This window comes from Methylobacterium sp. CM6257 (assembly GCF_054611515.1).
In genome coordinates this window covers 1,127,224-1,153,105 of the sequence record NZ_CM137735.1, presented here as the reverse complement: position 1 = coordinate 1,153,105, position 25,882 = coordinate 1,127,224, and the positions used below count along the sequence as shown (strand labels likewise).

Annotated in this window: 23 protein-coding genes; 11 read left to right on the top strand and 12 right to left on the bottom strand. The window is 68.5% G+C overall.

Annotation, left to right across the window (positions count from 1 at the left end; all coding sequences use genetic code 11):
• The first annotated feature begins 3 nt into the window (after positions 1-3).
• The gene (locus ACYCO6_RS05545) at positions 4-858 is read left to right on the top strand and encodes a LysR substrate-binding domain-containing protein (protein WP_459770075.1); all 855 of its coding nucleotides are present in this window, start codon (positions 4-6) and stop codon (positions 856-858) included.
• A 110-nt stretch (positions 859-968) separates the two neighbouring features.
• On the opposite strand, the gene ACYCO6_RS05540 is transcribed toward ACYCO6_RS05545, so the two are convergent.
• Positions 969-1,649, bottom strand: coding sequence for a hypothetical protein (locus ACYCO6_RS05540; protein ID WP_459770073.1), 681 nt, complete (start codon positions 1,647-1,649; stop codon positions 969-971).
• 956 nt (positions 1,650-2,605) lie between these two features.
• Here ACYCO6_RS05540 and ACYCO6_RS05535 point away from each other — a divergent pair.
• Positions 2,606-3,670 (top strand): WcbI family polysaccharide biosynthesis putative acetyltransferase, encoded by a 1,065-nt coding sequence (locus tag ACYCO6_RS05535; RefSeq protein WP_459770071.1) that lies wholly within the window; start codon positions 2,606-2,608, stop codon positions 3,668-3,670.
• A gap of 96 nt (positions 3,671-3,766) precedes the next feature.
• On the top strand, positions 3,767-4,801 hold the full coding sequence (locus ACYCO6_RS05530) for an alpha/beta fold hydrolase (RefSeq protein WP_459770068.1): 1,035 nt from the start codon (positions 3,767-3,769) through the stop codon (positions 4,799-4,801).
• 64 nt (positions 4,802-4,865) lie between these two features.
• Here the strand turns inward: ACYCO6_RS05530 and ACYCO6_RS05525 are convergent.
• Together ACYCO6_RS05525 and ACYCO6_RS05520 are read right to left on the bottom strand one after the other, a co-directional pair.
• A protein-coding gene (locus tag ACYCO6_RS05525) for an IS630 family transposase (protein ID WP_459762340.1) occupies positions 4,866-5,926 on the bottom strand; the annotation gives its coding sequence in 2 pieces (ribosomal slippage) (positions 4,866-5,425 and positions 5,425-5,926; 1,062 coding nt in all).
• A gap of 35 nt (positions 5,927-5,961) precedes the next feature.
• A complete protein-coding gene (locus ACYCO6_RS05520; RefSeq protein ID WP_459770066.1) occupies positions 5,962-6,330 on the bottom strand; it encodes a dihydrofolate reductase family protein in 369 nt (122 codons plus the stop codon).
• On the opposite strand from ACYCO6_RS05520, the gene ACYCO6_RS05515 reads away from it, so the two are divergent.
• The 5 genes from ACYCO6_RS05515 to ACYCO6_RS05495 all read left to right on the top strand — a co-directional run bounded on the left by ACYCO6_RS05515 (position 6,301) and on the right by ACYCO6_RS05495 (position 10,876).
• Entirely contained in the window at positions 6,301-6,450 is a 150-nt protein-coding gene (locus ACYCO6_RS05515; protein WP_459773900.1) for a hypothetical protein, read from the top strand. The genes ACYCO6_RS05520 and ACYCO6_RS05515 overlap by 30 nt on opposite strands.
• A gap of 376 nt (positions 6,451-6,826) precedes the next feature.
• A complete protein-coding gene (locus ACYCO6_RS05510; RefSeq protein ID WP_459770064.1) occupies positions 6,827-7,264 on the top strand; it encodes a GlcG/HbpS family heme-binding protein in 438 nt (145 codons plus the stop codon).
• 2 nt (positions 7,265-7,266) lie between these two features.
• The gene (locus ACYCO6_RS05505; RefSeq protein WP_459770062.1) at positions 7,267-8,856 is read left to right on the top strand and encodes a peptide ABC transporter substrate-binding protein; all 1,590 of its coding nucleotides are present in this window, start codon (positions 7,267-7,269) and stop codon (positions 8,854-8,856) included.
• Positions 8,853-9,776 carry an ABC transporter permease gene (locus tag ACYCO6_RS05500; protein ID WP_459770060.1) on the top strand — a complete coding sequence of 308 codons (924 nt, stop codon included), beginning with the start codon at positions 8,853-8,855 and terminating at the stop codon, positions 9,774-9,776. The genes ACYCO6_RS05505 and ACYCO6_RS05500 overlap by 4 nt, the downstream gene beginning before the upstream one ends.
• Entirely contained in the window at positions 9,773-10,876 is a 1,104-nt protein-coding gene (locus tag ACYCO6_RS05495) for an ABC transporter permease (protein WP_459770059.1), read from the top strand. Before ACYCO6_RS05500 ends, ACYCO6_RS05495 begins: the two co-directional genes overlap by 4 nt.
• A 2-nt stretch (positions 10,877-10,878) precedes the next feature.
• Here ACYCO6_RS05495 and ACYCO6_RS05490 read toward each other — a convergent pair whose 3' ends face one another.
• From ACYCO6_RS05490 to ACYCO6_RS05465, 6 genes are all read right to left on the bottom strand, one after another.
• Positions 10,879-11,835 (bottom strand): D-2-hydroxyacid dehydrogenase family protein, encoded by a 957-nt coding sequence (locus ACYCO6_RS05490; RefSeq protein WP_459770057.1) that lies wholly within the window; start codon positions 11,833-11,835, stop codon positions 10,879-10,881.
• A 224-nt stretch (positions 11,836-12,059) separates the two neighbouring features.
• Positions 12,060-13,697: a dihydroxyacetone kinase subunit DhaK gene (locus ACYCO6_RS05485; RefSeq protein WP_459770056.1), complete on the bottom strand. Its 1,638-nt coding sequence runs from the start codon at positions 13,695-13,697 to the stop codon at positions 12,060-12,062.
• Positions 13,698-13,751: 54 nt separating this feature from the next.
• Complete coding sequence (locus ACYCO6_RS05480) at positions 13,752-14,639, bottom strand: carbohydrate ABC transporter permease (protein ID WP_459773444.1); 888 nt, start codon at positions 14,637-14,639, stop codon at positions 13,752-13,754.
• A 47-nt stretch (positions 14,640-14,686) separates the two neighbouring features.
• Positions 14,687-15,643 (bottom strand): carbohydrate ABC transporter permease, encoded by a 957-nt coding sequence (locus ACYCO6_RS05475; RefSeq protein ID WP_459770053.1) that lies wholly within the window; start codon positions 15,641-15,643, stop codon positions 14,687-14,689.
• A gap of 23 nt (positions 15,644-15,666) precedes the next feature.
• Positions 15,667-16,977, bottom strand: coding sequence for an ABC transporter substrate-binding protein (locus ACYCO6_RS05470; protein ID WP_459770051.1), 1,311 nt, complete (start codon positions 16,975-16,977; stop codon positions 15,667-15,669).
• A 76-nt stretch (positions 16,978-17,053) separates the two neighbouring features.
• Positions 17,054-18,115, bottom strand: coding sequence for an ABC transporter ATP-binding protein (locus ACYCO6_RS05465; RefSeq protein WP_459770048.1), 1,062 nt, complete (start codon positions 18,113-18,115; stop codon positions 17,054-17,056).
• Between the two features lie 334 nt (positions 18,116-18,449).
• On the opposite strand from ACYCO6_RS05465, the gene ACYCO6_RS05460 reads away from it, so the two are divergent.
• The 3 genes from ACYCO6_RS05460 to ACYCO6_RS05450 are packed head-to-tail and all read left to right on the top strand — an operon-like array spanning position 18,450 to position 21,361.
• Positions 18,450-19,643, top strand: a complete 1,194-nt coding sequence (locus ACYCO6_RS05460) for a fumarylacetoacetate hydrolase family protein (protein ID WP_459770046.1) — start codon at positions 18,450-18,452, stop codon at positions 19,641-19,643.
• A gap of 34 nt (positions 19,644-19,677) precedes the next feature.
• Positions 19,678-21,069: an FAD-binding oxidoreductase gene (locus ACYCO6_RS05455; protein WP_459770043.1), complete on the top strand. Its 1,392-nt coding sequence runs from the start codon at positions 19,678-19,680 to the stop codon at positions 21,067-21,069.
• Between the two features lie 10 nt (positions 21,070-21,079).
• Entirely contained in the window at positions 21,080-21,361 is a 282-nt protein-coding gene (locus ACYCO6_RS05450) for a DUF167 domain-containing protein (RefSeq protein WP_459770041.1), read from the top strand.
• 103 nt (positions 21,362-21,464) lie between these two features.
• Here ACYCO6_RS05450 and ACYCO6_RS05445 read toward each other — a convergent pair whose 3' ends face one another.
• From ACYCO6_RS05445 to ACYCO6_RS05435, 3 genes are read right to left on the bottom strand one after another with little or no spacing between them, the layout of a single operon-like run.
• The gene (locus ACYCO6_RS05445; RefSeq protein ID WP_459770040.1) at positions 21,465-22,394 is read right to left on the bottom strand and encodes a beta-keto acid cleavage family enzyme; all 930 of its coding nucleotides are present in this window, start codon (positions 22,392-22,394) and stop codon (positions 21,465-21,467) included.
• A gap of 2 nt (positions 22,395-22,396) precedes the next feature.
• Positions 22,397-23,320, bottom strand: coding sequence for a 3-hydroxyacyl-CoA dehydrogenase (locus tag ACYCO6_RS05440; RefSeq protein WP_459770039.1), 924 nt, complete (start codon positions 23,318-23,320; stop codon positions 22,397-22,399).
• Complete coding sequence (locus ACYCO6_RS05435; RefSeq protein WP_459770037.1) at positions 23,317-25,875, bottom strand: branched-chain amino acid ABC transporter ATP-binding protein/permease; 2,559 nt, start codon at positions 25,873-25,875, stop codon at positions 23,317-23,319. Before ACYCO6_RS05435 ends, ACYCO6_RS05440 begins: the two co-directional genes overlap by 4 nt.
• Positions 25,876-25,882 lie beyond the last annotated feature (7 nt).

The following is a 25,882-nucleotide window of genomic DNA, read 5'->3' as shown; positions in this document are numbered from 1 at the left end:
CTGATGGCGCACAGCCTGGACATCGATCTGCTACGCAGCTTCGCCTCAGTGGCAGAGACCGGCGCGCTCAGCCGGGCCGCGGAGCGGATCGGCCGGAGTCAAGCCGCACTCAGCATGCAGATGAAGCGCTTGGAGGATCTCGTCGGCCAGCCGCTCCTGACGCGGACCGGGCGTGGCGTGCTGCTGACTGTGCAGGGCGAGCGCCTTCTGATCCACGCCCGCCGCATCCTGACCGCGCACGACGACGCCCTCGCCGAACTCTCGGGCCGGAGGCTGAACGGCACCCTGCGGTTTGGGTGCCCGGACGATTACGCGCAAGCGTTTCTGCCGGTTCTGCTGCGCGGATTCGCGCAACAGCATCCAGCGGTGGCTATCGAGGTTGTCTGTGCCGCAACGCCCCGCCTCGAAGGACGGCTTGGGCGCGGTGGCCTCGATCTGGCGCTGGTCTCCGTCCCGCTCTCTGCCGGGCGCGAGATTCTGCGGCGCGAGGATCTCGTCTGGATCGCTCCGAGAGATGCCATCACGCCGTGGCCAGAGCCGCTGCCGCTGGCGCTCGGCGATCCCGACACCCTCGATCATCGCGCAGCGCTGTCTGCGCTCCACCAAGCCGGGCGAACTTACCGGCTTGCCTATGCGAGCGGCAGCCTCTCCGGGCTCTTGGCAGTGGTGCGGTCCGGCCAAGCCGTCGCGGTGCTGACCCGCTCGGCGGTCCCGGCCGACCTGCGCATTCAGGCGCGGGCGAGCGGATTACCGCCCTTGCCGCGGATAGGCCTGGCGATCCGCATGGATGATCGTCACGCGACGCTGCTGACGCGAGCTTTCGGCTACCATCTTCGCGCCGTCCTGCCGGTGCTCTGAGCCGATGGGGCAGGATCGGTTTCGCCATCGCCGCATCGGCGAATGTGCTGTCGAAGAGTGTGCGGTGCAGGGTTCGGCATCACGGATCGCTGCACCGCGCCTTCGGGTGCTCATTCTTGAACCGGATTCTTCGGCCAGAAATATAAAATGTTGTCGTTATCAACGGAAATCCAGTTGATGTGAATGTCTGGATGGTCCTCACTGAATATGCGGAAATGCTCGCTGTTGCAGAGCAGGTATATATCCTTATTCGATCCGCTGAATCCGCTCTCACCGATTTCGCGCAGAGCAATTTTGACATTCGCCTCCGACACCAGAAGACCTCTGAACTTGCGGCCTAAAATATCTGGAAATGCCGTGCTCCACGCCGCCATCACCCGAGGGTTATCGTATTGAACGAGTGTATCCGTTCCGACCCTTCTGTAGGGATCGTGATCCAGCCGGACGTCCTCGTTCCAGTTCCGATTCGCGGCACTGACCGTCTTTGTCGTCTCCGGTGATACGACTGGGGTGGCGGCCACGGCTGTCGCGATCACTGCTCTCGAGAATTGCGGGCCATGACCGTACTTGGTGTTGAACTCGGCAATTTCCGTAGCCTGCACCCGCGCTTGTGCGAGGGATAGAACGGCGCCGGCCGCTTCAACGGACAGCGTGTAGATCGACCTCGGATCCAGCGACGCCGGATCAACGGTCGAAACATTGTGCCCAGCTACTGGGAGTACTGTGGTCTCAGGATGCTGCAGCTTCTGTGAAGCTGCCGCGACTGCTGACATCGAAGGTATGTAGTCCATAGCGAAGCCTCCAGCCGTTCGAGCCGATGCAAAATTTTTAACGCACTATCCTAGACATTTCCTAATGATACAGAAGAAAATAATCTATAGTTTCTGAAATAAAATAAACATCGGGATCAATGACAAATCGTTCATGCGAGATTCTCGGTCCAGAATTACAATCTGGCCTATGAAGGAGCGCTCCAATTTTGCGCACTTGGAAGCAGGATTGGCGTTTCGAAACCGAAACCGAGAAATGTGAGCATAGCGTCGTGCTCGACGGGTTATCGAATGCAGATTGCGGATATACAATGAAGAAATGTAGTTCCTATCAAATATTCACGCCTGCGCCATGTCAGCGATGTTCGTCTGATGGCCAACCGCGATAGGCCAACGTCACTTTCGCAAGAGAGATGAAGAGCCTCGACTATCGCACACCCAGTGATCGTCATGCTCAAGAGTGCATTGTTCTAGAGCTTCATGCTCCGTGGCTACGAACATGTACAATTTAGCACAGATCTGTCAATGGTCAGTTTCGCTACGCCCACAGCATTGTTTGGTCGAACCATAAAGCACGCGCGGGGCGGGACCTCAGTCGTCAGGACCGACATCTTATTCTTCGCGAGCAGTAGATCGACTCGCCGGTGCGCTTATCAGCGGTATGACGGCTCACAGGCCCGGCAATTCGCACGCCGCCGACGGCGCGGAACCCGCGGTCGAGGCACAGGGTCGCTCAGGCCCGAATCGGCTGGTCCGACCGGCTGCCGCCCCGCCTGAGACCGACGACCAGCAGACAGCCTGCTCCGGAGAGTGCAACTCGCAGGCTCATCCCGCAGACCAGAGATTGCCGGCGACACCACCAATCGCCTGTCATCGCGCCGCGATTCCGAGGCCGCGGCCGGCCGGTTACGCCCGAATAGCGGTCGTTACAGACGGCGCCGTTTGCCCGCGGCCCACGGACATGCGAGAGAAGCCGCATGTTGACCGTCGATAGCCTCTGGCGCGCGCGGCATCGGCTCGCGCAGTTCGGGAAGAAGCGGACCGGTTCGCCGCGCATCCTCGTGATCGGTGTCTGCCAGGCCGGCGCCATCGCCAAGGCGATGCGCTACCTGCTGCCCGACGCGCAGGTTGATTTCGTGTCAGCCTTCACGGCGGCCCGGCGCTTTCCGCGACTCGCCGATCTGATGGCGCATGCCGACGGCTACGACCACGTCTTCTCCAGCATCTATCTGCCCCGCTTCAAGGGCGGCGGCACGATCGACACCCTGAGGACGCACCCCAAGGTGCGCCTGATCCCGACCATCGTGTTCGGCGCCTATCATCCCGACCTCGTCCATGTGGGCGTGCAGGATTCCGTCACGCTCAACGGCCTGATCTCCGGACCGATGGGGCATTCCCACTCGGCGATCACGCTGTTCGCCTATCTGTCTGGCTTCTCTCAGGCCCAGGCGCTGCGGCTCTTCGCGGAGCCCGTCTTCGAGCGACTCGGTTACTTCGATCTCTGGGATGAATCGGTCGCCTACCTGCGCGGCCTAGGCGTCCAGGCCGGCTACGACCTCGACACGCACCTCACGCGCTGGGCGCGGCGGGGCTGCTTCATGCACTCGATCAACCACACCAAGCTCTACGTCGTCGCCGATCTCGCACGGGGCCTGCTGACCAAGGCCGGCGTGCCGTTCGAGGAATGCGACCTGGACGCCTTCCTGCCCGATGATCTCGGCGGCCAGGGCAGCTGGCCGGTCTATCCCGAGATCGCCCAGCACTACGGCATCCCCGGCAGTGCCCTGTTCTTCAAGGCGGAGACGCGCCGTTCCGGCCCGGCCCGCACCATGTCCCGGACCGAGTTCGTGGCCGCCTCGTACGCGAACTACGATCGGCGCGAGCGCAATCTGCTGGTCTCCCAGCGCGTTCAGGGCTGGCGCAACGATCCGCCGACCGTGGACTTCCTGCGCGAGGCAGCGGGCCGCGGCGGCGCCCCTGCCCGGCCGGCGGCCCGGGTCCCTGCGGTAAACGCTGGCAGCTTCGCCGGTCACGCCTCTTAGGGCGCTCGTCGTCCCGGCGGACGGCAGGGCACTTACGCGCCTCGCCGGCGTTGTTGCGCACCGCCCGCGATGGCGGGCGCGACGCGAGGTGCCTCGATGAGCCTCCAGTTCCAGGACAGGCATGGCGCCGGCCGCTTCGCGGCGGGGGCGGCCCTGGCCCTTGTCGGCTCGGCCGCCGGCCTCGTCGGTTGGAGCCGGCTGCTGGTGAACGGGCACATGCCCCTGCCGCCTGCCCTGCCCGGCCGGCACGAACGCCTTTCCAGCCGGCGCGCCGGGGATCTCTCGTTCTACGGTTCGGCCGAAGTCGACGGCGTGCCGCTCCTCTTGATTCATTCCATCAACGCGGCGGCAAACGCCTACGAGGTCCGCCCCCTCTATCTGCACTATCGCAGGGAGCGGCCGGTCTATGCCCTGGAACTGCCGGGCTTCGGCTTCTCCGAACGCTCCCGACGTCTCTACACGCCGCGGCTGATGGTGGAGGCGATCCACGCCGCAGTCGACGAAATCCTGCGCCGTCACGGCGGCCGCCCGGTCGACGCGCTCGCTCTGTCGCTGTCCGCATCCTTCCTGGCCCGGGCGAGCCTTGAACAATCCCATGCCTATCGCAGCCTCGGCCTCATCAGCCCGACGGGCTTCGACAGGCAGCTCTCCGGCGAGGGGCCGCCGGACGGCCACCGCGGGCGTGACTGGCTGCGCGAGGCCCTCGACCGGCCGCCCTTCGGCCGGCCGCTCTTCGATGCGCTGGTGACGCAGCCGAGCATGCGCTTCTTCCTGCAGAAGACCTTTGGCTCGCCGAGAATCGACGAGGGATTGCTCGCCTACGATTACGCCTCGGCGCACCAGCCGGGCGCGGAGCACGCTCCCTGGTGCTTCATTGCGGGCCATCTCTTCCCCACCGACACGACGCGGCTCTACGAACAGCTGCGCCTGCCCGTCTGGATGGTCCACGGCCTGCGCGGCGACTTCGTCGATTACAGGCTCGTTCCTCGGGTTGCCGACCGGCCGAACTGGCGCGTCGAGGCGCTGCCCACCGGTGCCTTCCCGCATTTCGAGCGGCCGGACGCGGTCACCGCCGCGTACAACGCGTTCCTGGGCGCCATCACCCGTTCGTCAGCGGGTCGACCGGCGTGATGCGATAGCGCAACCAGATCACCCCGCCGGGCAGGCGCTCGCAGGAAGTCATACCAGCGGCGGGTTATGCTGACACGTTTGCCCATGTCCGGTTTGCGATGGCGGTGATGGTGTCTGGCGCGGCAATGAGCCAGTTCCAGGCGTCGCAGCACGCTTCGACAATGGCCTCGTAGCTGTCGTAGAGGCGATGGGCGAGTTTGTTGCGGCGTAAGTATTGCCAGATGTTTTCGACCGGATTGAGTTCAGGTGCGTATGGCGGCAGCATCAGGAGCGAGATGTTGCTGGGAACGACGAGATCAGTGCTCTTGTGCCAGCCAGCACCGTCCAGGACGAGAACGGCGTGGGCCCCCGGCGCCACGGTTCGAGCGAGTTCGGCCAAGTGCGCGTTGAGACCTTCGGTGTCGGCGCGCGGCATCACCAGGCCCGCGCCGACGCCGCGCTGCGGACAGACGGCACCGAACAGGTAGGCCGAGGCGTAGCGCGTGTCCTGCACGGCGCGCGGGCGCGTGCCTCGGCGCGCCCAGACGTAGGCCAGCGTGCCCTTCTGGCCGATCCGGGCCTCGTCCTGGAACCAGATCTCAAGCGGCTGGCCGCGGGCTTCCTCGGGGATCACCTGCGCGACCCGCGCGGCGAAGGTTTTTTAAAATCCGCCTGGGCCGCCGCGTCACAGTTCGGGTGACGCGGCCGCACCGAAACGTGGCGGAAGCCGCGGGCGTGCAGCAGATCCCCGATCGTGCGCTCGGCCATGACCACGCCGAAGCGAGCCTCTACCACCCGCTTGAGATCGCGGCGGCGCCAGCGCACCACCCCGTCCGCCGCCACGTCTGGACCCGCCTCGACGATCCGGTCGAACTCCGCCCGTTGCGCCGCACTCAGCAGGCCGGGACGTGCTGGACGCGGCCGATCCATCAGCCCTGCAACGCCGTCCACATTGTAGCGGTGCACCCAGTCCCGCAGGGTTTGTCTCTGCATCCCGGCGCTCTCCGCTGCCGCCGTACGCGATTGGCCATCCAGGACGGACGCAATCGCAAGACAGCGACGGGCTTGGGCAACACTCCGGCTCGACCGCGCCGCACGCCGAAGATCCTCGGCCGTCAGATCCAGGCGTGTGATCGCAAGTGTCATCGTACCGCTCCCGCCACTCAGCAGGACGCACAGAGTCACGCCAAACCCAGTCCGTCATTCAAAAAGGAGTCACGCCCGGCCGCCGTTGGTATCAGGTCGAGCTTGCGCCGGCTGCCCATGGACTCGTCCTCGTCCCCTGCGAAATCGAAAACCGCGGGCGTTCCGGTCAGGCCGTCGAACGTTGACGCGAGGAGAAGGCTCAGCTCGTCGATCACGCCGGCCCTCAGCATCGAGCCGTTGATGTGGCCGCCCCCCTCCACGAGGAGCCGTTCGATCCCGAACAGCGTCTTCAGCTTCGCCAACGCAAGGGCGAAATCCACCGACCGATCTCCCGCGAACAGGTAGGATTGTCCGCCGGCCCGAAGCGCCCGCAGATGGGCATCCGGCCCGGATTCGGTGAGCACGACCACAACGTGGTCGCCCTCGATCTCGTTCCGCGCACCCCAATCCAGACGGCCGCGCGCATCGAGAGCGACGGCGTAGCCGGCTGCCTCGCGTCGAGCGACGTGATCCTCCCGGGATAGCGGGCTGCCGTTATTCGGAATGGGCCCGGGCAGCAGCTCGGCGCTGTCCCCTTAGCCCTGCATGGTCACGCGCCCGCACATCCAGGCTTCGTCCTTCAGCTCCGCGTGGACGCGCTCGTAATGGCTATCCGCGTCGAGCGTCGTCCAGCGGCGGACCATAATCCGGCCATCGACCGATGAGGTCTCATGTGGCAGATCACGCAGGGTCGCTCAGCGGTGCCATGACGTATCCGCATCGGCCGCCGGTCGCGCCGGCATCCGGCACGAAGTAGCCCGACGGAACGGCACGGCCAAGGGGATCACACGGTGGACCGGCCATGGCCCGATCCCGTAAGGAGGGGCGCGCCGCCCGGAGCGGCGTCCGCACGGAATTCCGATGATCGACCTGACCCTTGAGGCTGCCCGCACCATCGTGGATACGGCCCTGCGCGAGGCCCGGACGCGCGGACTGAAGCCGCTGGCCGTGGTGGTGTACGACGCCCGCGGCGCCCTGAAATCGGTCGCGGTGGAGGACGGCACGTCGCTGCGCCGGGCCGAGGTGGCCTGCGGCAAGGCGAACGGCGCGCTCGCGCTGGGTCTCGGCTCAAGGGCGATCCATGCCCGTGCGGAGGCGCAGCCCTATTTCGTGGCGGCCGTCTCCCATCTGGCCGGGCCGGCCGCCGTCGTCCCGGTCCCCGGGGGCGTCCTGATCCGCTCCGGCGATGGGCGCCTCCTCGGCGCGGTCGGCATCTCCGGCGACACGTCGGACAACGACGAGATCTGCGCGGTGGCCGGGATCGAGGCGGCCGGTCTGATGCCGGAAACCGGCGCCTGACCATGCGCCTGCGTCGGCGCGACTGGCTGGCCGGCGCAGCCGCCCTCGCGGCCGCAGGGCCCGCCCGCGCCGCCGGAGAGCCGCTCTACCGCCGCGGCAACGATGCCGACCCGGAGACGCTCGACCCCCACCGCTCCTCGACGGTGGCGGAGGCGCACATCCTGCGCGATCTCTGCGACGGCCTGCTCACCTACGACAACACAGGCGCCATCATCCCGGGTGCTGCCCGGGCCTGGACCATGTCGGAGGACGGCCAGACCCTCAGGTTCGAGCTGCGGCCCGACGGCGGATGGTCCAATGGCGACCCGGTCACGGCGGCGGATTTCGTCTACTCCCTCCGGCGCATCCTCGACCCGGCCACGGGCGCGAAATACGCCGAGATCCTGTTCCCGATCCGGAACGCCGCCGCGGTCAACCGCGGCGAGAAGCCCCTCGACACCCTCGGGGTGGCCGCGGACGGCCCACTTGCGCTCTCGATCAGCCTCGAACAGCCGACGCCGTATATCCTCGAACTCCTGACCCACCAGACCGCCCTGCCGGTGCACAAGGCCTCCGTGGAGCGCTATGGCGACTCGTTCACGCGGCCGGGCAACCTCGTCACCAACGGGCCGTATCGGCTGCGTGACCGGGTGCCAGGTGGCCCCATCACCCTGGAGGCCAACCCCCATCATCCCGAGGTCGGAACCGTCGCGATCCGGGGCGTCACCTTCCTGCCGACGCCCGATATCGCCGCGGCCGTGCGCCGCTACGCGGCCGGCGAGATCGACTCGCTCTCCGATCTGCCCGTCGATCAGATGGCCGACCTGCGCCGCCGGTTCGGGCCGCAGGTGGTGCTCGGGCCATCGCTCGGGGTCGCGGCGCTGGCGGTCAACACGCGCAAGGCACCGTTCTCGGACCGCCGCGTCCGGCAGGCCCTGTCGCTGGTCATCGACCGCGAGTACCTCGCGGTCGGTCTCAACGCCGGCACGATGAGCCCGGCCTATTCCCTATGCCCGCCCGGCCTCGACCATTACCGGACGCCACCCGAGACCGAGGGCCGGGAGGGGCTGCCGATCGACCACGAGGAAACCGCGCGCCGGCTCCTCGCCGAGGCGGGGTTCGGGCCGGATCGGCCGCTTACCGTCGAGTACCGGTTCAACGTCAGCGACAACAACCGAACCGTCGCTGTGGCGGTCTCCGAGATGTGGCGGGACCTCGGGATCGTGACGCGCTTCGTCTACACCGACGCCAAGACGCACTTCGCCTACCTGCGCGACGGTGGCGATTTCGACGTCGCGCGCATGAGCTGGATCGCCGATTATTCCGATCCGCAGAATTTCCTGTTCCTGCTCCAGAGCGGGAACGACGGTCTCAACGTCGGGCACTGGTCGAACGCCGCCTACGACGGATTGCTGGCGAAGGCCGCCGCCGAGCGCGACCTCGGCCGCCGGGCCGACCTGCTCTACGACGCGGAGGCCATCGCGCTGCGCGAGCTGCCCTGGATCCCGCTGATGCACTACTGCTCCAAGGCGCTGATCGCGCCGCGGCTGCACGGCTATCAGCCGAACCTGCGCAATGCCGCGCCCACGCGGTTCATGAGGCTCGACGCGTGATCCGCTTCATCCTGCGCCGCCTCGCGCAGGCGGTGCCGACGCTGCTCGCCGTCGTCGCCGTCAGCTTCTTCCTGATGCGGCTCGCCCCCGGCGGCCCGTTCGATCTGGAGCGCCCGCTGGCGCCCGCCGCCATGGAGAATCTGCGCCGCGTCTACGGGCTCGACCGCCCGCTGGTCGCGCAATTCGGCAGCTATCTGGCATCCTTGGCACAGGGCGATCTGGGGCCGTCCTTCTCCTTTCGCGACATGAGCGTCCTGGATCTGATCGCCCGAGGCCTGCCGGTCTCGGCGACGCTGGGCGCCCTCGCGCTCCTCCTCGCCACCGGACTGGGCGTGGGGCTCGGAATCGTCGCGGCGCTCCGGCGCGGCGGCGCCGTGGACGGCCTGCTCGGATTGGGTTCGGCCCTCACTCTGTCGCTGCCGAGCTTCGTCGTCGCCCCACTGCTCCAGATCGCCTTCGGGCTGACGCTCCGCTGGCTACCCCTCGGGGGCTGGGACGGCGGAGCCCCGAGCCACCTCGTCCTGCCGGTGATCACCCTGGCGCTGCCGCAGGTCGGTGCGCTGGCCCGGCTGACCCGCGCGTCTCTGGGGGAGGTCCTGCGTACGCAGCCGGTGCGGACGATGCGCAGCCTCGGGTTGCCGCCGGCCCGGGTCACCCGACACGCGCTTCGGGGTGCGCTGCTTCCGGTGGTGGCGTATCTCGGACCACTCGCCGCGGCCCTGCTGACCGGTTCGGTGGTCGTCGAGACGATTTTCGGGCTGCCGGGGATCGGGCGCTACTTCGTCGAGGGGGCGCTGAACCGCGACTACACGCTCGTCATGGGCACGGTGCTGCTGGTCGCCTGCCTGGTGATCGCGCTCAATCTCGCGGCCGACCTCGCCTGCGCTTGGCTCGACCCGCGCCTGCGGGTGGCGGCGTGAGCGCGGTCCCCGCCCTGGCACGTCCCGGCGGACGGATCCTGAGCCGCCTCGTCCGGGAGCGCACCGCGATGGCTGCGCTCGCTCTGCTTACCCTGATCGCGTTCGCGTGCCTGATCGGCCCCGGCCTGACCGGGCACGACCCCGAGCGCGCCTATCCCGATCTGCGCCAGCTCCCGGCCAGTCTCGCGGCGCAGCCGGATGCCGAACACCTCGGCCCCGCGCTGGAACGCCTCGCCTTCCGGATGCGCACCCGGCTTGATGCGGTGGCGCAGACCGGTGACAGGCTGCGCCTGACGCTCGGCTCCGACGCGGGCGTCGACCGGCGCAGCCTCGTCTACCTGCCGCGCTCCGCCCTGTTCGGTGCCCCCGAGATCCTGGAGGACCGGGATGGCGGCCGCCGCCTCGTGATCGCCGTGCCGCTGCGACACTTGCGATTCCCGCTCGGCACCGACGTGCAGGGCCGCGATCTCCTCAGCCGCTGCCTCGTCGCCGGCCGTGTCTCGCTTGCGATCGGCCTCGTGGCGAGCCTCGTGGCGCTCCTCATCGGCGTTGCCTATGGCGCGACGGCGGGATTCCTCGGCGGTGCCGTCGACGCGGTGCTGATGCGCGTCGTCGACGTGCTCTACGCTCTGCCCTTCGTGTTCTTCGTCATCCTGCTGCTGGTGTTCTTCCGCCCGAGCCTCCTGCTGATGCTGGTGGCGATCGCGGCCGTGGAGTGGCTCGACATGGCGCGCGTGGTGCGTGCCCAGACCCTGTCGCTGCGCGAGCGCGATTTTGTCCGTGCGGCCCGCGCCCTGGGGATCGGGACGCCCCGGATCATCGGGCGCCATATCGTGCCGAACACCCTCGGCCCGGTGGCGGTGACAGCCACGCTGCTTGTGCCGCAGGTCATCCTACTGGAGAGCTTCCTGTCGTTCCTCGGGCTCGGCGTGCAGGAGCCGCAGACCAGCTGGGGTGTCCTCATCGCCGAAGGCGCACGCTCCATCGAGGCGGCGCCCCATATGCTCGCAGCCCCGGCGCTCTTCCTGATCGCCACACTGGTGGCACTCAACCTGCTCGGCGACGGGCTCGCCGACGCGCTGGATCCGCGCGTGGGGTGAGGTCAGGCCAGTTCCCGCACGGGAGACCCGGCGAGCCACGCTTCGATATTCTCCACCGCCTGGGTGAAGAAGGTCCTGTAGTTGTTACGCGAGACGTAGCCGAGATGCGGCAGCGCCAGGACGTTCGGGAGGCGGCGGAACGGACTGTCCGCAGGGAGCGGTTCGGTCTCAAACACGTCGAGCCCGGCGCCGGCAATCCAACCCTCTTCCAGCGCCCGAACCAGCGCCGCCTGATCGACGATCGGCGCCCGGGAGGTGTTCACCAGGATGGCGTCCCGCCGCATCCGGCGCAGTTCCGCCTCGCCGAGGAGGCCGCGCGTCCGGTCCCCCAGCACGAGGTGGATCGTGACGACGTCGCTCGCTTCCAGTAGCGCCTCCTTCGATGCCGCCCGCTCGACCCCGGCCGCCGCCGCGCGCCCGTCATCGAGATTCGGACTCCAGGCGATCACCCGCATGCCGAAGGCGCGTCCGATTTCGGCGACCCGCGTGCCAATCTTGCCGAGACCGAGGATGCCCAGGGTCGCGCCCGCAAGATCGGTCCCGATCGTGCTCTGCCAGGGGCCTCCGATGTGAAGATTCCGGCTCTCTAGGGGCAGGTGGCGCGCGAGCCCGAGGATGAGCGCCCAGGTCAGCTCGGTGGGCGGCGTCGGGCTCGACTCCGTTCCGCAGACCGTGATGCCGCGGCCCCTGGCGGCAGCGACGTCGATGGCGAGGTTGCGCATGCCGCTGGTGACGAGCAGTTCGAGCCGGGGCAGCCGCTCCAGAAGCGTCGCCGGAAACGGCGTACGCTCGCGCATGATCACCAGGATCTCGGCCTGCTGGATCCGGGCCACGAGGGCGTCGCGATCCGGGATATGTTGGGATATGGCGGAGACGGCGACGCGGCCGGCGAGACGCTCCCAATCGGCCAGCGCGAGGGCCGCCTGCTGGTAATCGTCGAGGATCAGGCAGGTCCGCATGGCGATGTCTCCCGAAGCCGTTCCCGGGAGGGCGGCGCGGTCGCGTAGGCCGGCGACGGCCGAGGGTCAATCGACGGCGCGCCAGGAAGGAGGCGTTCCCGACGAGCTGTCAATCCGGGCTCGCCACAGGTCGGAACCGGGACGCGAGAGCGCGATGCGGAACCACCGTCTCACGTTGGCGGATCGAGGACCAGTGATCGCCTGCGGCACCCTGGACGATGGGTTTACGAGGTGCCCTCTGTCCCCGCCAAAGCCGCGAAGGCCTCGGCCACGCCGGCCGCACCTGGATCCTGCACGCCCGCGAGATCTCCCGCAGACAGGTAGCTGGAGCGGCCGGCTCCCGCGTGCTCCATGCGGGCGGTCGCGGTGGCGCCCTCGCGGGCAGCCGCGGCCGCGGCCTGAAGGCCGCCACGCCCCAGAGCCTCGACGGCGGGAATCAGAGCGTCGAGGAGCGTGCGGTCGCCCGGAATGGCTCCGCCATAACCCTGCACCCGCGCGACCCCCTGGGCCAGGGCTTCGGGCCAGGCCATCCCATCCGCGAGCGCGGACGCCGCGGCGGCGAAGAAAATCGAGCCCAGCACGCCGCTCGATCCGCCCACGGCCCGGCCGATCCGCTCGGCGAGCGCGCGGCACAGGGCGGGGGGATCCGCGATCGGCAGCCGGTCAAGATCGGTCAGGACCGCCCGCGCCGCGCCAGCGAAGGTCGTGCCGGCATCGCCGTCGCCGACCTTCGCGTCGAGGGCGTTGAGCGAAGCCTCGGACGCGATCAGCGCCCGCGCCACCGCGGCGATCCGGGTCTCCGTCAGGACGTCGCGCGATGGGGTGAAGGCCTCGCCCGCGAGCCCGTCCGGCACCGGGCGCAGGACGGGCGGCGTGATCCGGACGACCCCGGGCCAGGACGGCACCGTCACGGGTGCCACCAGCGCCGCTTCCAGTTCGTCATCGAGCGGCAGCACCGACAGCGAGGCGCCGTGCATGTCGAGCGCCGTCATCAGCGGCGCCGGGCCGACAAGCAGGCGCACCCGCCTCCCGAGGTCGCTGGCGAGCACGGCCCGCGTCAGGATCTGCATCTCCAGCGCCGAAGCCGAGCCGAGATTGTTCACGAGCAGCGCCAGACGTTCGGCGCCTGCGACCGCACCCGAGAGGCGCTCGGCCATCATCCGGGCAAGGTCGCTCGCCTTCGGCAACGCAATGCGCTCAGCGCCCGGCTCGCCGTGGATGCCGAGGCCGAGTTCGGCCTGTCCTTCGCCCATGCGCTCGCTGCGCGGAGACCCGGGAATCGTGCAGGTCGAGACCGCGATGCCGAGCGATCTTGCAGCGGCGGCCCGGCGCGCGAGCGCGGCGACGCTCTCCAGCGGTGCCCCCGCCTGGGCCGCGTGGCCCGCAACCTTATGCACGAACAGGGTGCCGGCGATGCCGCGAGGCTGCTTCGCGTCCGGGAGGGCCACGTCGTCGGAGACGATCACGGTCTCGACCTTGTGGCCGAGCGCCCGCGCCCGCTCGGCGGCGAGCCCGAAATTCAGACGGTCGCCCGCGTAGTTCTTAATGACGAGCAGGCACCCGGCCGGACCCGTCACGGCCAGGATCCCGGCCAGCACCGCATCGACGCTCGGCGAGGCGAAGACGTCGCCACACACGGCGGCGCTCAGCATTCCCGGCCCGACGAAGCCCGCATGAGCCGGCTCATGGCCGGATCCACCGCCCGACACCACCGCAACCCTGCTGCCGTCGGTCTCGGCGCGCAGCACGACGCGGATGCCGGGATCCCCGTCGAGCCGTGCGAGGCGTCCGCCGCTCGCGACCAGCAGACCGTCGATCGCGTCGTTGACCAGGTTGGCGCGGGCATCGATGAAATGGGCCATGCGTGACCGTCTCCGGATTTCATCCGCGCCCGGGCGGCCGGCCCCGGCGGAGGGTCACTCCTTCACGGCGCCGGTGAGCGCGGAGACGTAATACTCCACGAAGAAGGAGTAGAGGATCACCAGCGGCAGCGAACCGAGCAGCGCGCCGGCCATCAGCGAGCCCCACTTGTAGACGTCGCCGTCCACGAACTCGCTCACCACGGCGATCGGGACCGTCTTGTTCTGCGTCGACGACAGGAAGGTCAGCGCGTAGATGAACTCGTTCCAGCACAAGGTCAGCGAGAAGATCCCGGCCGAGATCAGACCCGGGAAAGCGAGCGGCAGGATGATCTTGGTGAGGATCTGCCACCGGCTGGCGCCATCCATCAGCGCGCATTCCTCCAGCTCGTAGGGGATCGTCTTGAAGTAGCCCATCAGGAGCCAGGTCGAGAACGGGATCAGGATGGTCGGATAGGCCAGGATCAGGGCGATCGGCGAATCGAACAGACCGTAGGCCTGCACGATGGTGGCGAGCGGGATGAACAGGATCGAGGGCGGCACGAGGTAGGCGAGGAAGATCGCCGCGCCGACCCAGCCGGCGCCCCGGTAGCGGACCCGCACGCATGCATAGGCGGCGAGCACGCTCGCGAACAGCGAGAGCACCGTGGCCGCCACCGACACGTACATCGTGTTCCAGAGCCAGCGCGGATACTGGGTCTCGAACAGCAGCTTGTGGATGTGCTTGAACGTCGGATCCACGACCCAGAACGGGTTGTACCGCTCCATGTCGATCAGCTGCTCGTCCGGTTTGATGGCCGTGAGCGCCATCCAGTAGAATGGGAACAGCAGCACGACGAGGATGATCAGGAGCGGCAGGTAGGTGGTCACCAGCCGCCGGGGCAGGCGCTCCAGATAGGCCATGCCCTCCGAGTTGTCGGTGAGCCCGGCCGGCCGCGCGGCCATGACGGGCGCGACCTGCGGGTCGGCATGGGCGGGCGGTGCGGGCGCGCTCATCGGTCAGACTCCCCAGCCTGCCAGGCCCGGCGCTGCAGGCCGAACCACGAAATGCCGATGGCCGCGAGCAGGAACGGCACCATGGCGGTGGCGATGGCCGCGCCCTCGCCCAGCGTCCCCGAGAGAATGCCGCGCTGGTACGACAGGGTCGCCATCAGGTGCGTGGCGTTGACCGGGCCGCCGCGTGTCATCGCCCAGATCAGCTGGAAGTCCGTGAAGGTGAACAGAACCGAGAAGGTCATGACCACGGCGATGATCGGCGTGAGCAACGGCAGGGTGATCCGCGAGAAGATCTGCCAGTTCGAGGCGCCGTCGAGCGTCGCGGCCTCGTAGAGCGAGGGCGACACCGTCTGGAGGCCGGCGAGCAGCGTGATGGCGATGAACGGCACGCCGCGCCAAATGTTGGCGAAGATCACGCAGGCCCGAGCCATGGTCGGCTCACCGAGGAAATCGATGTTGCCGTCGATGATCCCGAGGTGGCGCAGCGACCATGAGATGATCGAGAACTGGCTGTCGAAGATCCACCAGAACGCGATGGCCGACAGCACGGTCGGCACGACAAAGGGGATCAGCACGACCGACCGGATGATCGCCTTGAACGGCATGTTCTTGTTGAGGAGCAGCGCGAGATAGAGGCCGATCCCGAACTTCACCACCGAGGCGACCGCCGTGTAGAGGCAGGTGTTGAACACCGAGAGCCAGAACACGTCGTCGTCCCAGAGCCACTCGTAGTTCTCCAGGCCAATGAACACGCCGTCGCGGCCGATCCGGGCATTGGTGAACGACAGCCAGATTCCCTTAAGCAGCGGGTAGGCCAGGAACAGGCCGAGGATCAGCGCCGTCGGCAGCATAAACCAGAACCCCGCCCAGCCGCGGCTCGCGCGGAGGCGCTGCCAGGCTGAACGGGTCGGAACCGCGACCGCGGCGGGCTGTGTCAGGGCCGTATGCGCCATGGTCTCGGTTCCGCTTCCCGGGCTCAGGTGTTCCTGAAGATGCGCGTGGCGGCGCGCTCGGCGTTCTTGATGGCGCCCTTCACGTCCTCGCGGCCGGTGCAGTGGCTCGCGAACATGTCGACGATCACGAAGTCGGCCAAGACGGCGGCGATGCGCTCGCTCACCGGCGCGAGGCCGCCGGCCGCCAGGGAGCGGCGTCCCGCCTCGGCGAAGACCGCGTTCTTCGGGTCGGCCGTCCAGATCGGGTTCTTCGGATAGTTCGCCAGCGGCTCGCACAGGTAGCCCTGGGCGGCTTCGAGCCACGGATTGTAGTTTTGCGCCTCCATCATGAAGGCGATAAACGCCTTACAGGCATTCGGCGCCTTCGAGTACTTGAAGGCCAGGATCGGGAAGGCGAGCTGGAACTCGGTCGGCTTGCCGACCGGGCCGACGGGCCAGACCGCGTGATCCATGTCCTCGGCGAGTTGCGGGTTGTCCTTTTTGGCGGCGGCATAGATCGAGATGCCGTTGTTGGTGAGGTACAGGTCACCCGCCAGGAAGGCCTTGTTGTTGGAGGAATCGTTCCACGACACCGTGCCCGGCACGAAGGTCTCGTAGAGCGCCTTGACGTATTCGAGCGCCTTGGCGGTCTCGGGGGAGTTGATGACGATCTTCTCGTTCGCGTCCACGAGATTGCCGCCATGGGACCAGAGCGCCCAGTGGCACCAGGTGTTGCCGTCGCCGGTGGCGTGGCCGAGGGCGAAGCCGGCCGGCGTGTTGTTCTTCTTCAGGCCGCGGCACAGTTCGAGGAAGCCCGCCGTGTCGGTCGGGAACTTGTCGAAGCCCGCCTTCTTCATCGCCGAGATGCGATAGTTCGGATAGCCGCCGTTGAACGCGACCGGAATCGCGATCCACTGCCCCTTGACCTTGCCGTAGGCTTCCGCGGATGGGAACCACGGACCGTATTTCTTGGCGATGGACGCCGCGACGTCCTCCAGCGGCAGGCACTTGTCGGGGAACAGCGCCGGAAACGAGAACAGGCCCCAGACCATGTCGGGGCCCTGGCCGGTATTGGCAGCCACGGACGCCTTAGGCTGGATGTCGTCGTAGGATTCGTTGCTGACCGTGATCTTGACGCCCGTCGCCTTCGTGAAGGCGTCGACCATCTTCATGAAGGCTTCGTCCTCGCTGGGGACGAAGCGCTTCCAGCGCAGCAGCGAGAGGCTGGCCCCCGGTTCGGGCTTCCACTCGGTGGTCTGCGCCCAGGCCCGGGCGAAGCCGAGTAGGTCGCCGCCGGCGGCAAGCCCTGTCGCGGCAGCGCCCGCGAGAAGTGAACGGCGATCGAGAACAGGCATCGGGTGGTACTCCCTCGGTGGTCCTGTATCGCGGGCACGCGGCGCGTCCCGTCACCTGCCGCCGGCTCGGCGCAGGTCAGCTCGGCAGGCGGCGGCCGGTCTCTGCATCGAAGAAATGCACGCGATTCGGCCGCAGGAATACGGTTTCCCCCGGATGCTCGCGCACACGCTCGCGCAGCACACAGGTGAGGTCCTGGCCCACGGCCCGCACCGCCAGCATGGTCTCGGAGCCGGTCGGCTCCACGACCACCACCTCGGCGGCGAGGCCGTCCGGCGCGAGATCGAAATGCTCGGGCCGGATGCCGAGGATGAGGGGTCGCCCCTCCGCGCCGGCCGGTGCCTCGTTCAAGGGTATCGTCAGTCCCGTATCGGTGACGAAGACCAGATGGCCGTTCGCCCGGACCTTGCCGGGCACGAAATTCATGGCCGGCGAGCCGATGAAGCCCGCGACGAACAGGTTGTCGGGCCGATCATAGAGATCGAGCGGCGGCCCGATCTGCTCGACGACGCCGTCGTGCATCACCACGATCCGATCGGCCATGGTCATGGCCTCGATCTGGTCGTGCGTGACGTAGATCGTGGTCGTCTTCAGTCGCTGGTGGAGCTCCTTGATCTCGGTGCGCATGGCGACGCGCAGCTTGGCGTCGAGATTCGAGAGCGGTTCGTCGAACAGGAAGACCTGCGGATCCCGGACGATCGCGCGGCCCATGGCCACGCGCTGACGCTGTCCGCCGGAGAGCTGGCGGGGGTAGCGATCGAGGAGATGCGTCAGCCCGAGAATCTGGGCGGCCCTGCTGACGCGCAGATCGATATCGGCAGCCGGCGCCTTCCGGATCCGCATCGAGAAGGCCATGTTCTCGCGGACCGTCAGATGCGGATAGAGCGCGTAGTTCTGGAACACCATGGCGATGTCCCGCTCCTTGGGCGGAACGTCGTTCACGACCCGCTCGCCAATGCGGATCTCGCCACCGGAGATGTTTTCCAGCCCGGCGATCATCCGCAGCAGGGTTGATTTCCCGCAGCCCGACGGGCCGACCAGGATCACGAATTCACCGTCCCGGATGTCCACCGACACGCCGTGCAGGACGTTCGTCGATCCGAAAGCCTTGCGAACCTCGCGGATTCCCACCGAGGCCATGCTTCCTCCCGATCAAGGCCGCTCTGACGGCAGCTCTATGGGAAGCAGTACAAAGGAGCCGATGTAGGAAAGCAAGCGCTCTCTTCCGCTATCCTGCATAATGTCTTCACTTCTGTCAGGCTGAGGACGCGGTGCGGGTGACGGCCGCCGCGGGCTGAAACATTCACCCGGACCGCTCCCGGCGCGAGATGCTAAAGCCTGCATCGCTCGGGATTCGCCGTGGCCGCGCCGCAGAATCCGGCTGGGCGGGGGCGCGCGACCGATGCATCGCCGTCTGTGCCGGGTAACACCCTGCCGCGCGCGGTGGGCCGGGCACCAGGAGGAATAGACGCGCATGTCCTTATCCGGTCTCACCGCACGCCAGATCCTGCCCAGCGACGGATGCCGCGGAGCGCTCGTGGGGCGCGTATGGCGCCCGGACGTGAACGGTCCGAGCGTCGTGGCCGTCCGTGCCGACGCGGCCGGCGAGACACGGGCGATCGACGTCACGAAAAGCCTGCCGACGGTGAGCGATCTGTGCGAGGCGCAAGATCCCGGAGCCGCGCTGCGCGGCGCGGAGGGCGACGATCTCGGCAGCCTCGACGCGATCCTCGCCAACACGCCGCCCGGCGGCCGCGACCCGGGCCGGCCGTGGCTCCTCGCCCCGGTCGACCTTCAGGCGCTGAAGGCGGCAGGCGTGACCTTCGCCACCTCCATGCTGGAGCGCGTCATCGAGGAGCGGGCGCGGGGCGATCTCGCCGCCGCGGCGGCGATCCGCGCCGAGGTCGAGCGGCTCGTCGGCCGCGACCTTCGCCGGCTCAAGCCCGGCTCGGCCGAGGCGATGGCGCTCAAGGAGGTGCTGGTCGCCCAGGGCGCCTGGAGCCAGTACCTCGAGGTCGGCATCGGCCCGGACGCGGAGATCTTCACCAAGGCGCAGCCGCTCTCTGCCGTGGGCTGCGGGGCGGATGCCGGCCTGCATCCGGAGTCGCAGTGGAACAATCCCGAACCCGAGGTCGCGCTCGCCGTCTCATCCGACCAGCGCATCGTCGGAGCGACGCTCGCCAACGACGTAAACCTGCGCGATTTCGAGGGCCGCTCGGCGCTGCTGCTCGGCAAGGCCAAGGACAACAACGCCTCCTGCGCCCTCGGCCCGTTCCTCCGCCTGTTCGACGACACGTTCGGCCTCGACGACGTGCGGCGCACCACCGTAACCCTGGAGGTCACGGGCACGGACGGGTTCCGCCTTGAGGGCACCTCGCCGCTCGCCGAGATCAGCCGCGATCCCGACGAACTGGTTGCCGCGCTGATGGGGCGGACCCACAATTATCCGGACGGCGCACTCCTCCTCCTCGGCACGATGTTCGCGCCGATCCAGGACCGGCATGGGCCGGGTCTCGGCTTCACCCATGCCGATGGAGACCGCGTCGTCGTGGCGAGCCCCGAACTCGGCAGCCTCGTCAACCGCATGCGTCCGTGCGATGCCTGCGAGCCCTGGACGTTCGGAGCCCGCGCGCTGATGCGCAACCTCGCGGCGCGCGGGATTCTGTGACAGAGCGTCGACCGAAGCGCCGCCCGAGCCGGCGGTGACGACCGCAGAGATGATGCCGATGACGAATGCCGCCCTCCTCGACCGCCTCGCCGCGCTCGTCGGACCGTCGGGTCTCGTCACCGGCGAGGAACTGCGGGGCCGATCGGCGAACTGGACCCGACCGGCAGAGCCCTGTGCCGCCCTCGCGCTGGTTCGTCCGCGCAGCACCGCCGAGACCAGCGCCGTGATGGCGGCCTGCCACGCGGCGGGCGTGGCGGTGGTTCCGCGGGGCGGCGCCACCGGCTTGGTGGACGGGACCCTGTGCGCGCCCGACGAGATCACGCTGTCGACGGAGCGCATGACCGGCATCGAGCCGGTGGACCCGCTGGGCATGACCGTTGTGGTCGGGACGGGCGCCACGATCGAGAGCGTGCAGGACGCGGCCGCGGCCAGCGGTCTGTTCTTCCCCCTCGATCTCGGCGCCCGTGGCTCGGCGACCATCGGGGGTGCCATCTCGACGAATGCCGGAGGTCTGCGCGTCCTGCGCTACGGCATGATGCGCGAGATGGTGCTGGGCTTGGAGGCGGTGCTCGCCGACGGCACAGTCGTCTCGTCCATGCGCCCGCTGATCAAAAACAACACCGGTCTCGACCTGAAGCAGCTCTTCGTCGGCACCGAGGGGACGCTGGGCATCGTCACGCGCGCCGTCCTGCGCCTGCGTCCTGAGCCGGCCGGCTACGCCACCGCGCTGATCGCCTGCCTGGGCGTCGATGACGGCGCGCGGGTGCTGCGCGCGGCCCAGAGCGCCTTCCAGGGGCGCGTCTCCTCGTTCGAGGGGCTGTGGCCGGATTTCTACCGGGTGATGACCGGCCCCGGCCGGGCGACCCCTCCGCTCAACCAAACCTATCCATTCTACGCGATCATCGAGGTGGAATGCGTGGCCGAGGAATCCGACCGCTTCCTCGGCCTGCTGGAGGGGCTGATGGGCGACGGCACGATCCTCGACGCCGCGATCGCGTCCTCCGAGGAGCAGCGCCGGGCGATGTGGCGCATCCGCGACCGGGTGGAAAACCTGAATGCCGACGGGATCGAGCGCGCCTTCGACGTCAGCGTGCCGCTCGCCAAGATGGACGGCTACGTTCGCGGAGCGCTGGAACGGCTCGCCGCGATCCCGGGCTGCCGGGCCGTCGTCTACGGACATATCGGCGACAACAACCTGCACTGGAACACGACCCGCCTCGATGCCGCCGGCAACGCGGCCATCGACGCGGCGATCTACGAGCCGCTCGCCGAGCTGAACGGCTCGGTCTCGGCCGAGCACGGGATCGGCTTGGAGAAGCGGGGCAAGCTGCCCTTGTCGCGCTCGCCCGAGGAGATCGCCACGATGCGGCTGGTCAAGCGGGCGCTGGATCCTCAAAACCGGCTGAACCCCGGCAAGATCTTCTGAGGCTTCCGCGGTGGCTTTCCGGCTGGCCGTGCGGCTCACGCCCCGCGGCGGCCGCGACGGTGTGGAGGGGTGGGCCCGGGACGAGCACGGTCTGCCTCACCTGAAGGCCCGCGTCGCGGCCCCGCCGGTGGACGGCGCCGCCAACGAGGCTCTGGTGGCGATGATCGCCAAGGCGCTCAAGGTCGGGCGCGGCTCGATCCGGATCGTTGCCGGGCATCAGAGCCGCTTCAAGGTTTTAGAGATCGACGGCATCGCGCGGGCCGATCTGGATCGGGTATTCGGCCAGCCGTGAGGAGCGCGCCGACGGGTTACCGCCGCCTTTGCGCCCGCACCCAGCCCGTGGACTGTGGGTCGCGCCAACCGCGACGCACATTCCCGGTGCGTAAGGAGCGTCGTTAGAACGCGACCTTGTCGCCGCCCTTCAGCGCCAGCATCTCGCGCGCCTCGTCGGGCGACGCGACCGCAAGGCCCAATCCCTCGATGATCGAGCGAACGCGCCGGACCTGCGCGGCGTTGGTCTCGGCGAGCTTGCCGGGCCCGTCCCAGAGGCTGTCCTCCAGCCCGACGCGGACGTTGCCGCCTATCGCGGCCGCCATGGCGGCGATGTTCATCTGGTTGCGGCCCGCCCCCAGCACCGACCAGCGATACTGGTCGCCGAACAGTCGGTCGGCCGTGCGCTTCATGTGCATCACGTCGTCCGGATGCGCACCGATGCCGCCCTGCAGGCCGAACACCGTCTGAATGAACAGAGGCGCCTGCACAAGGCCGCGATCGAAGAAGTACTTAAGATTATAGAGGTGCGCGGTATCGTAGCACTCGAACTCGAACTTCGTGCCGTTCGGCCCACAGGTCGTCAGGATGTGCTCGATTTGGCCGAACGTGTTGCGGAAGATAATGTCCTTGTTGCCGAGATAATCCCGCTCCCACTGGTGTTTCAGGTCCTTGAAGCGGTCGAGCATGCCGAACAGGCCGAAATTCATCGAGCCGAGATTCAGCGAGGCGACCTCCGGCTTGTAGGTCGCGGCCGGGCGCACCCGCTCCTCGATCGACATGGTCGGCGCACCGCCGGTCGTGAGGTTCACCACGCAGTTGGAGCGCTGCTTGATCACCGGCAGGAACTTGGCGAAGGCCTCGGGCGACTGGTCCGGCTGGCCGTTCTCCGGATTGCGCGCGTGCAGGTGCACGATGGCCGCGCCGGCCTCGGCGGCACCGATAGCTGCGTCGGCGATCTCCTCGGGTGTCACCGGGAGATGCGGCGACATGCTCGGCGTGTGGATCGCGCCCGTCACCGCGCAGGTGATGATGACTTTCCGCTGTGAGGCCATGCTCAGTCCTTCTGTGAAGCCTTGTGGGCCCGGAGTGCCGCGAGCCGCGCATCGCGGCGGCGCATGCGGGCGGGCAGGTCGGCGGGCGCCTGCCAGTCTGCCAGGATCGCCTCGGTGGCCGGCGCCTCATAGACTGTGGGCGGCGCCGGATCGGCGGCAAGGCGCTTGTAGAAGCCGGTGTAGCGCGCGCAGTAATCGGCGATGCCGCCCGGCGCGTTCAGCTCGATCGTCTCGAACGGACCCATGAAGCTCCAGCGCAGCCCGAGCCCATCCGAGACGGTCTTATCGAGATCCTGAGGCGTCGCGTAGCCCTCGGAGGCGAGGCGGAACGCCTCCGCGAGAAGCGCCCCCTGCAGCCGGTTGAGGATGAAGCCCTCGATCTCCTTGAGCACGGTGATCGGGACTTGGCCGATCGCCTCGTAGACCGCCCGCGCCCGTGCCAGGGCGTTCGGGTCGGTCCAGGGCGCGCCGGAGATCTCGACCAGCGGGATCAGGTGGGGCGGGTTCACCGGATGGCCAATGAGGCAGCGCGCCCGGCCCGGCAGATCCTCCGTGAACAGGGAGCAGCGGATCGCCGAGGAGGACGAAGCGATGATCGCATCGCGCGGAGCATGGGCATCCAGCTCGGCGAAGAGGCTTCGCTTGACGTCGAGAAGCTCCGGTCCGTTCTCCTGGACGAAGGCGACGCCGTCGAGGCAGGCGGCGAGGCTCGCCGCCGGCCGGATGCGACCGGCGGCCCCTTCCGGGTCCGGACAGAGCCCGTTGGCCGCCAGACTGCGCAGTCCCTCGGCACAGAGCGGGAGTGCGGCTCCGGCGACGCCCTCGGCGACGTCAAACAAACGCACGTCCCAGCCGGCGCGGGCGAAGATCATCGCCCAGGCGCGGCCGATCAGGCCGGCACCGACGATCGCGACGCTTTCGGTCATAGCCACAGCACCTTCCGTCTCAGCTCCTGATCCTCGCGCAGGAGGCGCGACTCTCCGGTCCACTGCACGCTCCCTCGCTCCAGCGCGACGGTGCGGTCGGAGAGCGCCAGGGCGAGGTCGAGGTGGTGGTCCACCAGGATGATCGCGATCTCGCGGCGAAGCCGGTCGAAAGCCTCGAACAGCTCCTCCGTCACGGCCGGCGACAGACCCTCGAAGGGCTCGTCGAGAAGCAGGAGCCGGGTGTCGCCCGACAGAGCCCGCGCCACCGCCACCATCTGCTGCTCGCCCCCCGACAGGCGCGCGGCGTCGACGCTCCAGCGCTCCCTCAACCGGGGGAAGAACTCCAAGACCTTGTCCTCATCCCAGTGGATGCCGGCGCCGGTGAGCCGCCGCAGGCGCCCGAGACCGAGATTCTCCGCGACGGTCATCCCGGCGAACAGCGCCCGTCCCTGCGGCACGTATCCGATGCCGAGTCGGGCGATCCGGTCCGGCGACAGGCCGGCAATGTCCTGGCCGCCGAGCACGATGCGGCCGCCGGCCGGCGGCGCGGTGCCGATCAGGGTCTTGAGCAGGGTCGACTTCCCGGCGCCGTTGCGACCGAGCAGCGCCACCACCTCGCCCCGGCGCACCGCCAGGTTCACGCCGTTGAGGATGTGCGACTTGCCGTAGAAGGTATCGACTCCCTCCATGGCGAGGAGCGTCTCGGTCTCGGCGGCGCTCGCCCGGGGCTTGGCGGCGATCGCCGCCGTGCCGGAGCCGAGATAGACAGCCTGCACCCGCGCATCGTCCCGGGCATCCGCCACCGACCCGTCGACCAGCACGGCACCGTCGGCCATCACGGTCACCCGGTCGGCCAAGCGAAACACCCGGTCGATGTCGTGTTCCACGAGCAGCACCGGAATGTCGGCCGACAGTGCCTTGATCAGGTCGCCGACCCGCTCGCGCTCGGCGGCGGCGAGGCCAGCGAGCGGTTCGTCGAGGAGCAGCACGCGGGGCCGTGTGGCCAGCGCCAATCCCATGTCGAGGAGCCTCTGACCGCCATAGGAGAGGCTGCCGGCCTCCGCCCGTTCGATGCCGGACAGGCCAGTCCAGCGCAGCAGCTCGGTGGTGTCGTCGGCGACCTCGCGGATCGCCAGGGCATCCCGCCAGAGGCTGAAATGCGCCGGATGTCGCGCCTGCACCGCGAGGCGGACGTTCTCCTCCACCGAGAGCCCCGGGAACAGATTGGTGATCTGGAAAGAGCGCCCGATCCCGGCCCGGGTGATAGCGTGCGGTTCCAGGCCCGCGATCTCGCGGCCGTCGAGGCGAATGCTGCCCCCGCTCGGCGGGAACATCCCGGAGAGGAGATTGAAGGCCGTAGTCTTGCCGGCCCCGTTCGGGCCGATCAGGGCGTGCAGCGTCCGGTCGGGTACGGCGAAGGAGACCTCGCGCACCGCCGCCACCGGCCCGAAGCTCTTCCGGATGGTGTCGGCGACGAGGACCGGGCCTGCGCTGCGCCCCTCCGCGATGAAGCGGGCGGGGACACGACCCGACGCCCCGGCGCGGCGGGCCGACATGGCGGCACTCTCGGTGGGTACGCGCCGGAACGGCCTCAGCAGCCGCGCCGCGATGCCGACGAGCCCGTCCGGCGAGAACACGATGAAGGCGACGAACAGCAGCCCGAAATACAGCAGCCAGTCCGCGGTGTAGATCGACAGGAACTCCCGGAACAGGATGTAGAACAGCGCGCCCAGCGCCGGCCCCAGGAACGAGCGCATCCCGCCGATCACCACCATGGCGAGCAGCTCGCCCGAGAACGCGATGGAGATCGGGTCGGCCGAGGCGAATCGGTGGCTGTAGGCGGACAGCGCTCCGGCGAGCCCCGTGATCGTCGCCGAGATCACGAAGGCTGCGAGCTTGTAGCGATTGGTGGCGTAGCCCAGGAAGCCGGCGCGCTGCTCATTCTCGCGGATCGCCACCAGCACGGTGCCCATCGGCGAGCGGCGGAAGCGCCAGAGCCCGATCAGGACCAGGAAGGCGATCCCGGACACGGCGGCGTAGTAGGTGCCGGGCTCCTGCAGCACCGCCCAGCGGTGCAGGTTGCCGATGCCGTTCTCCCCGCCAGTCAGGTCGGTCCAGCGGAACGCGATGGCGTACAGCATCGCCGTGAAGGCGAGCGTCAGCAGCGAGAAGTAGACGCCGCGCCGCCGCAGGATCAGCGCCCCCGCGGCCAGCGACGCGAGGCCGGTGATCGCCAGCGCGCCGACGAATGGCAGCGCCATGTCGCCGGGGAACAGCCGGGTCTGAAGGATCGCCACCGCGTAGGCGCCGATCCCGAACCACGCCCCGTGGCCGAAGGAGACGAGACCCGTCCAGCCGACCAGGATGTTGAGACCGAGCACGGCGAGCGCGAAGATCACCACGTCGGTGGCAGTGATCAGCGTCAGGCCCATCGCGTCGAGGGCGAAGGGCAGGACGATCAGGGCAGCGAGCGCCGCCCAGAGCTGGCGGCTCTCGCGCAGGATCACCCCGCGCTGGGGTGCGGCGAGCGGCAGCGGCTCGGCGGTTCCGGACATGGGACGC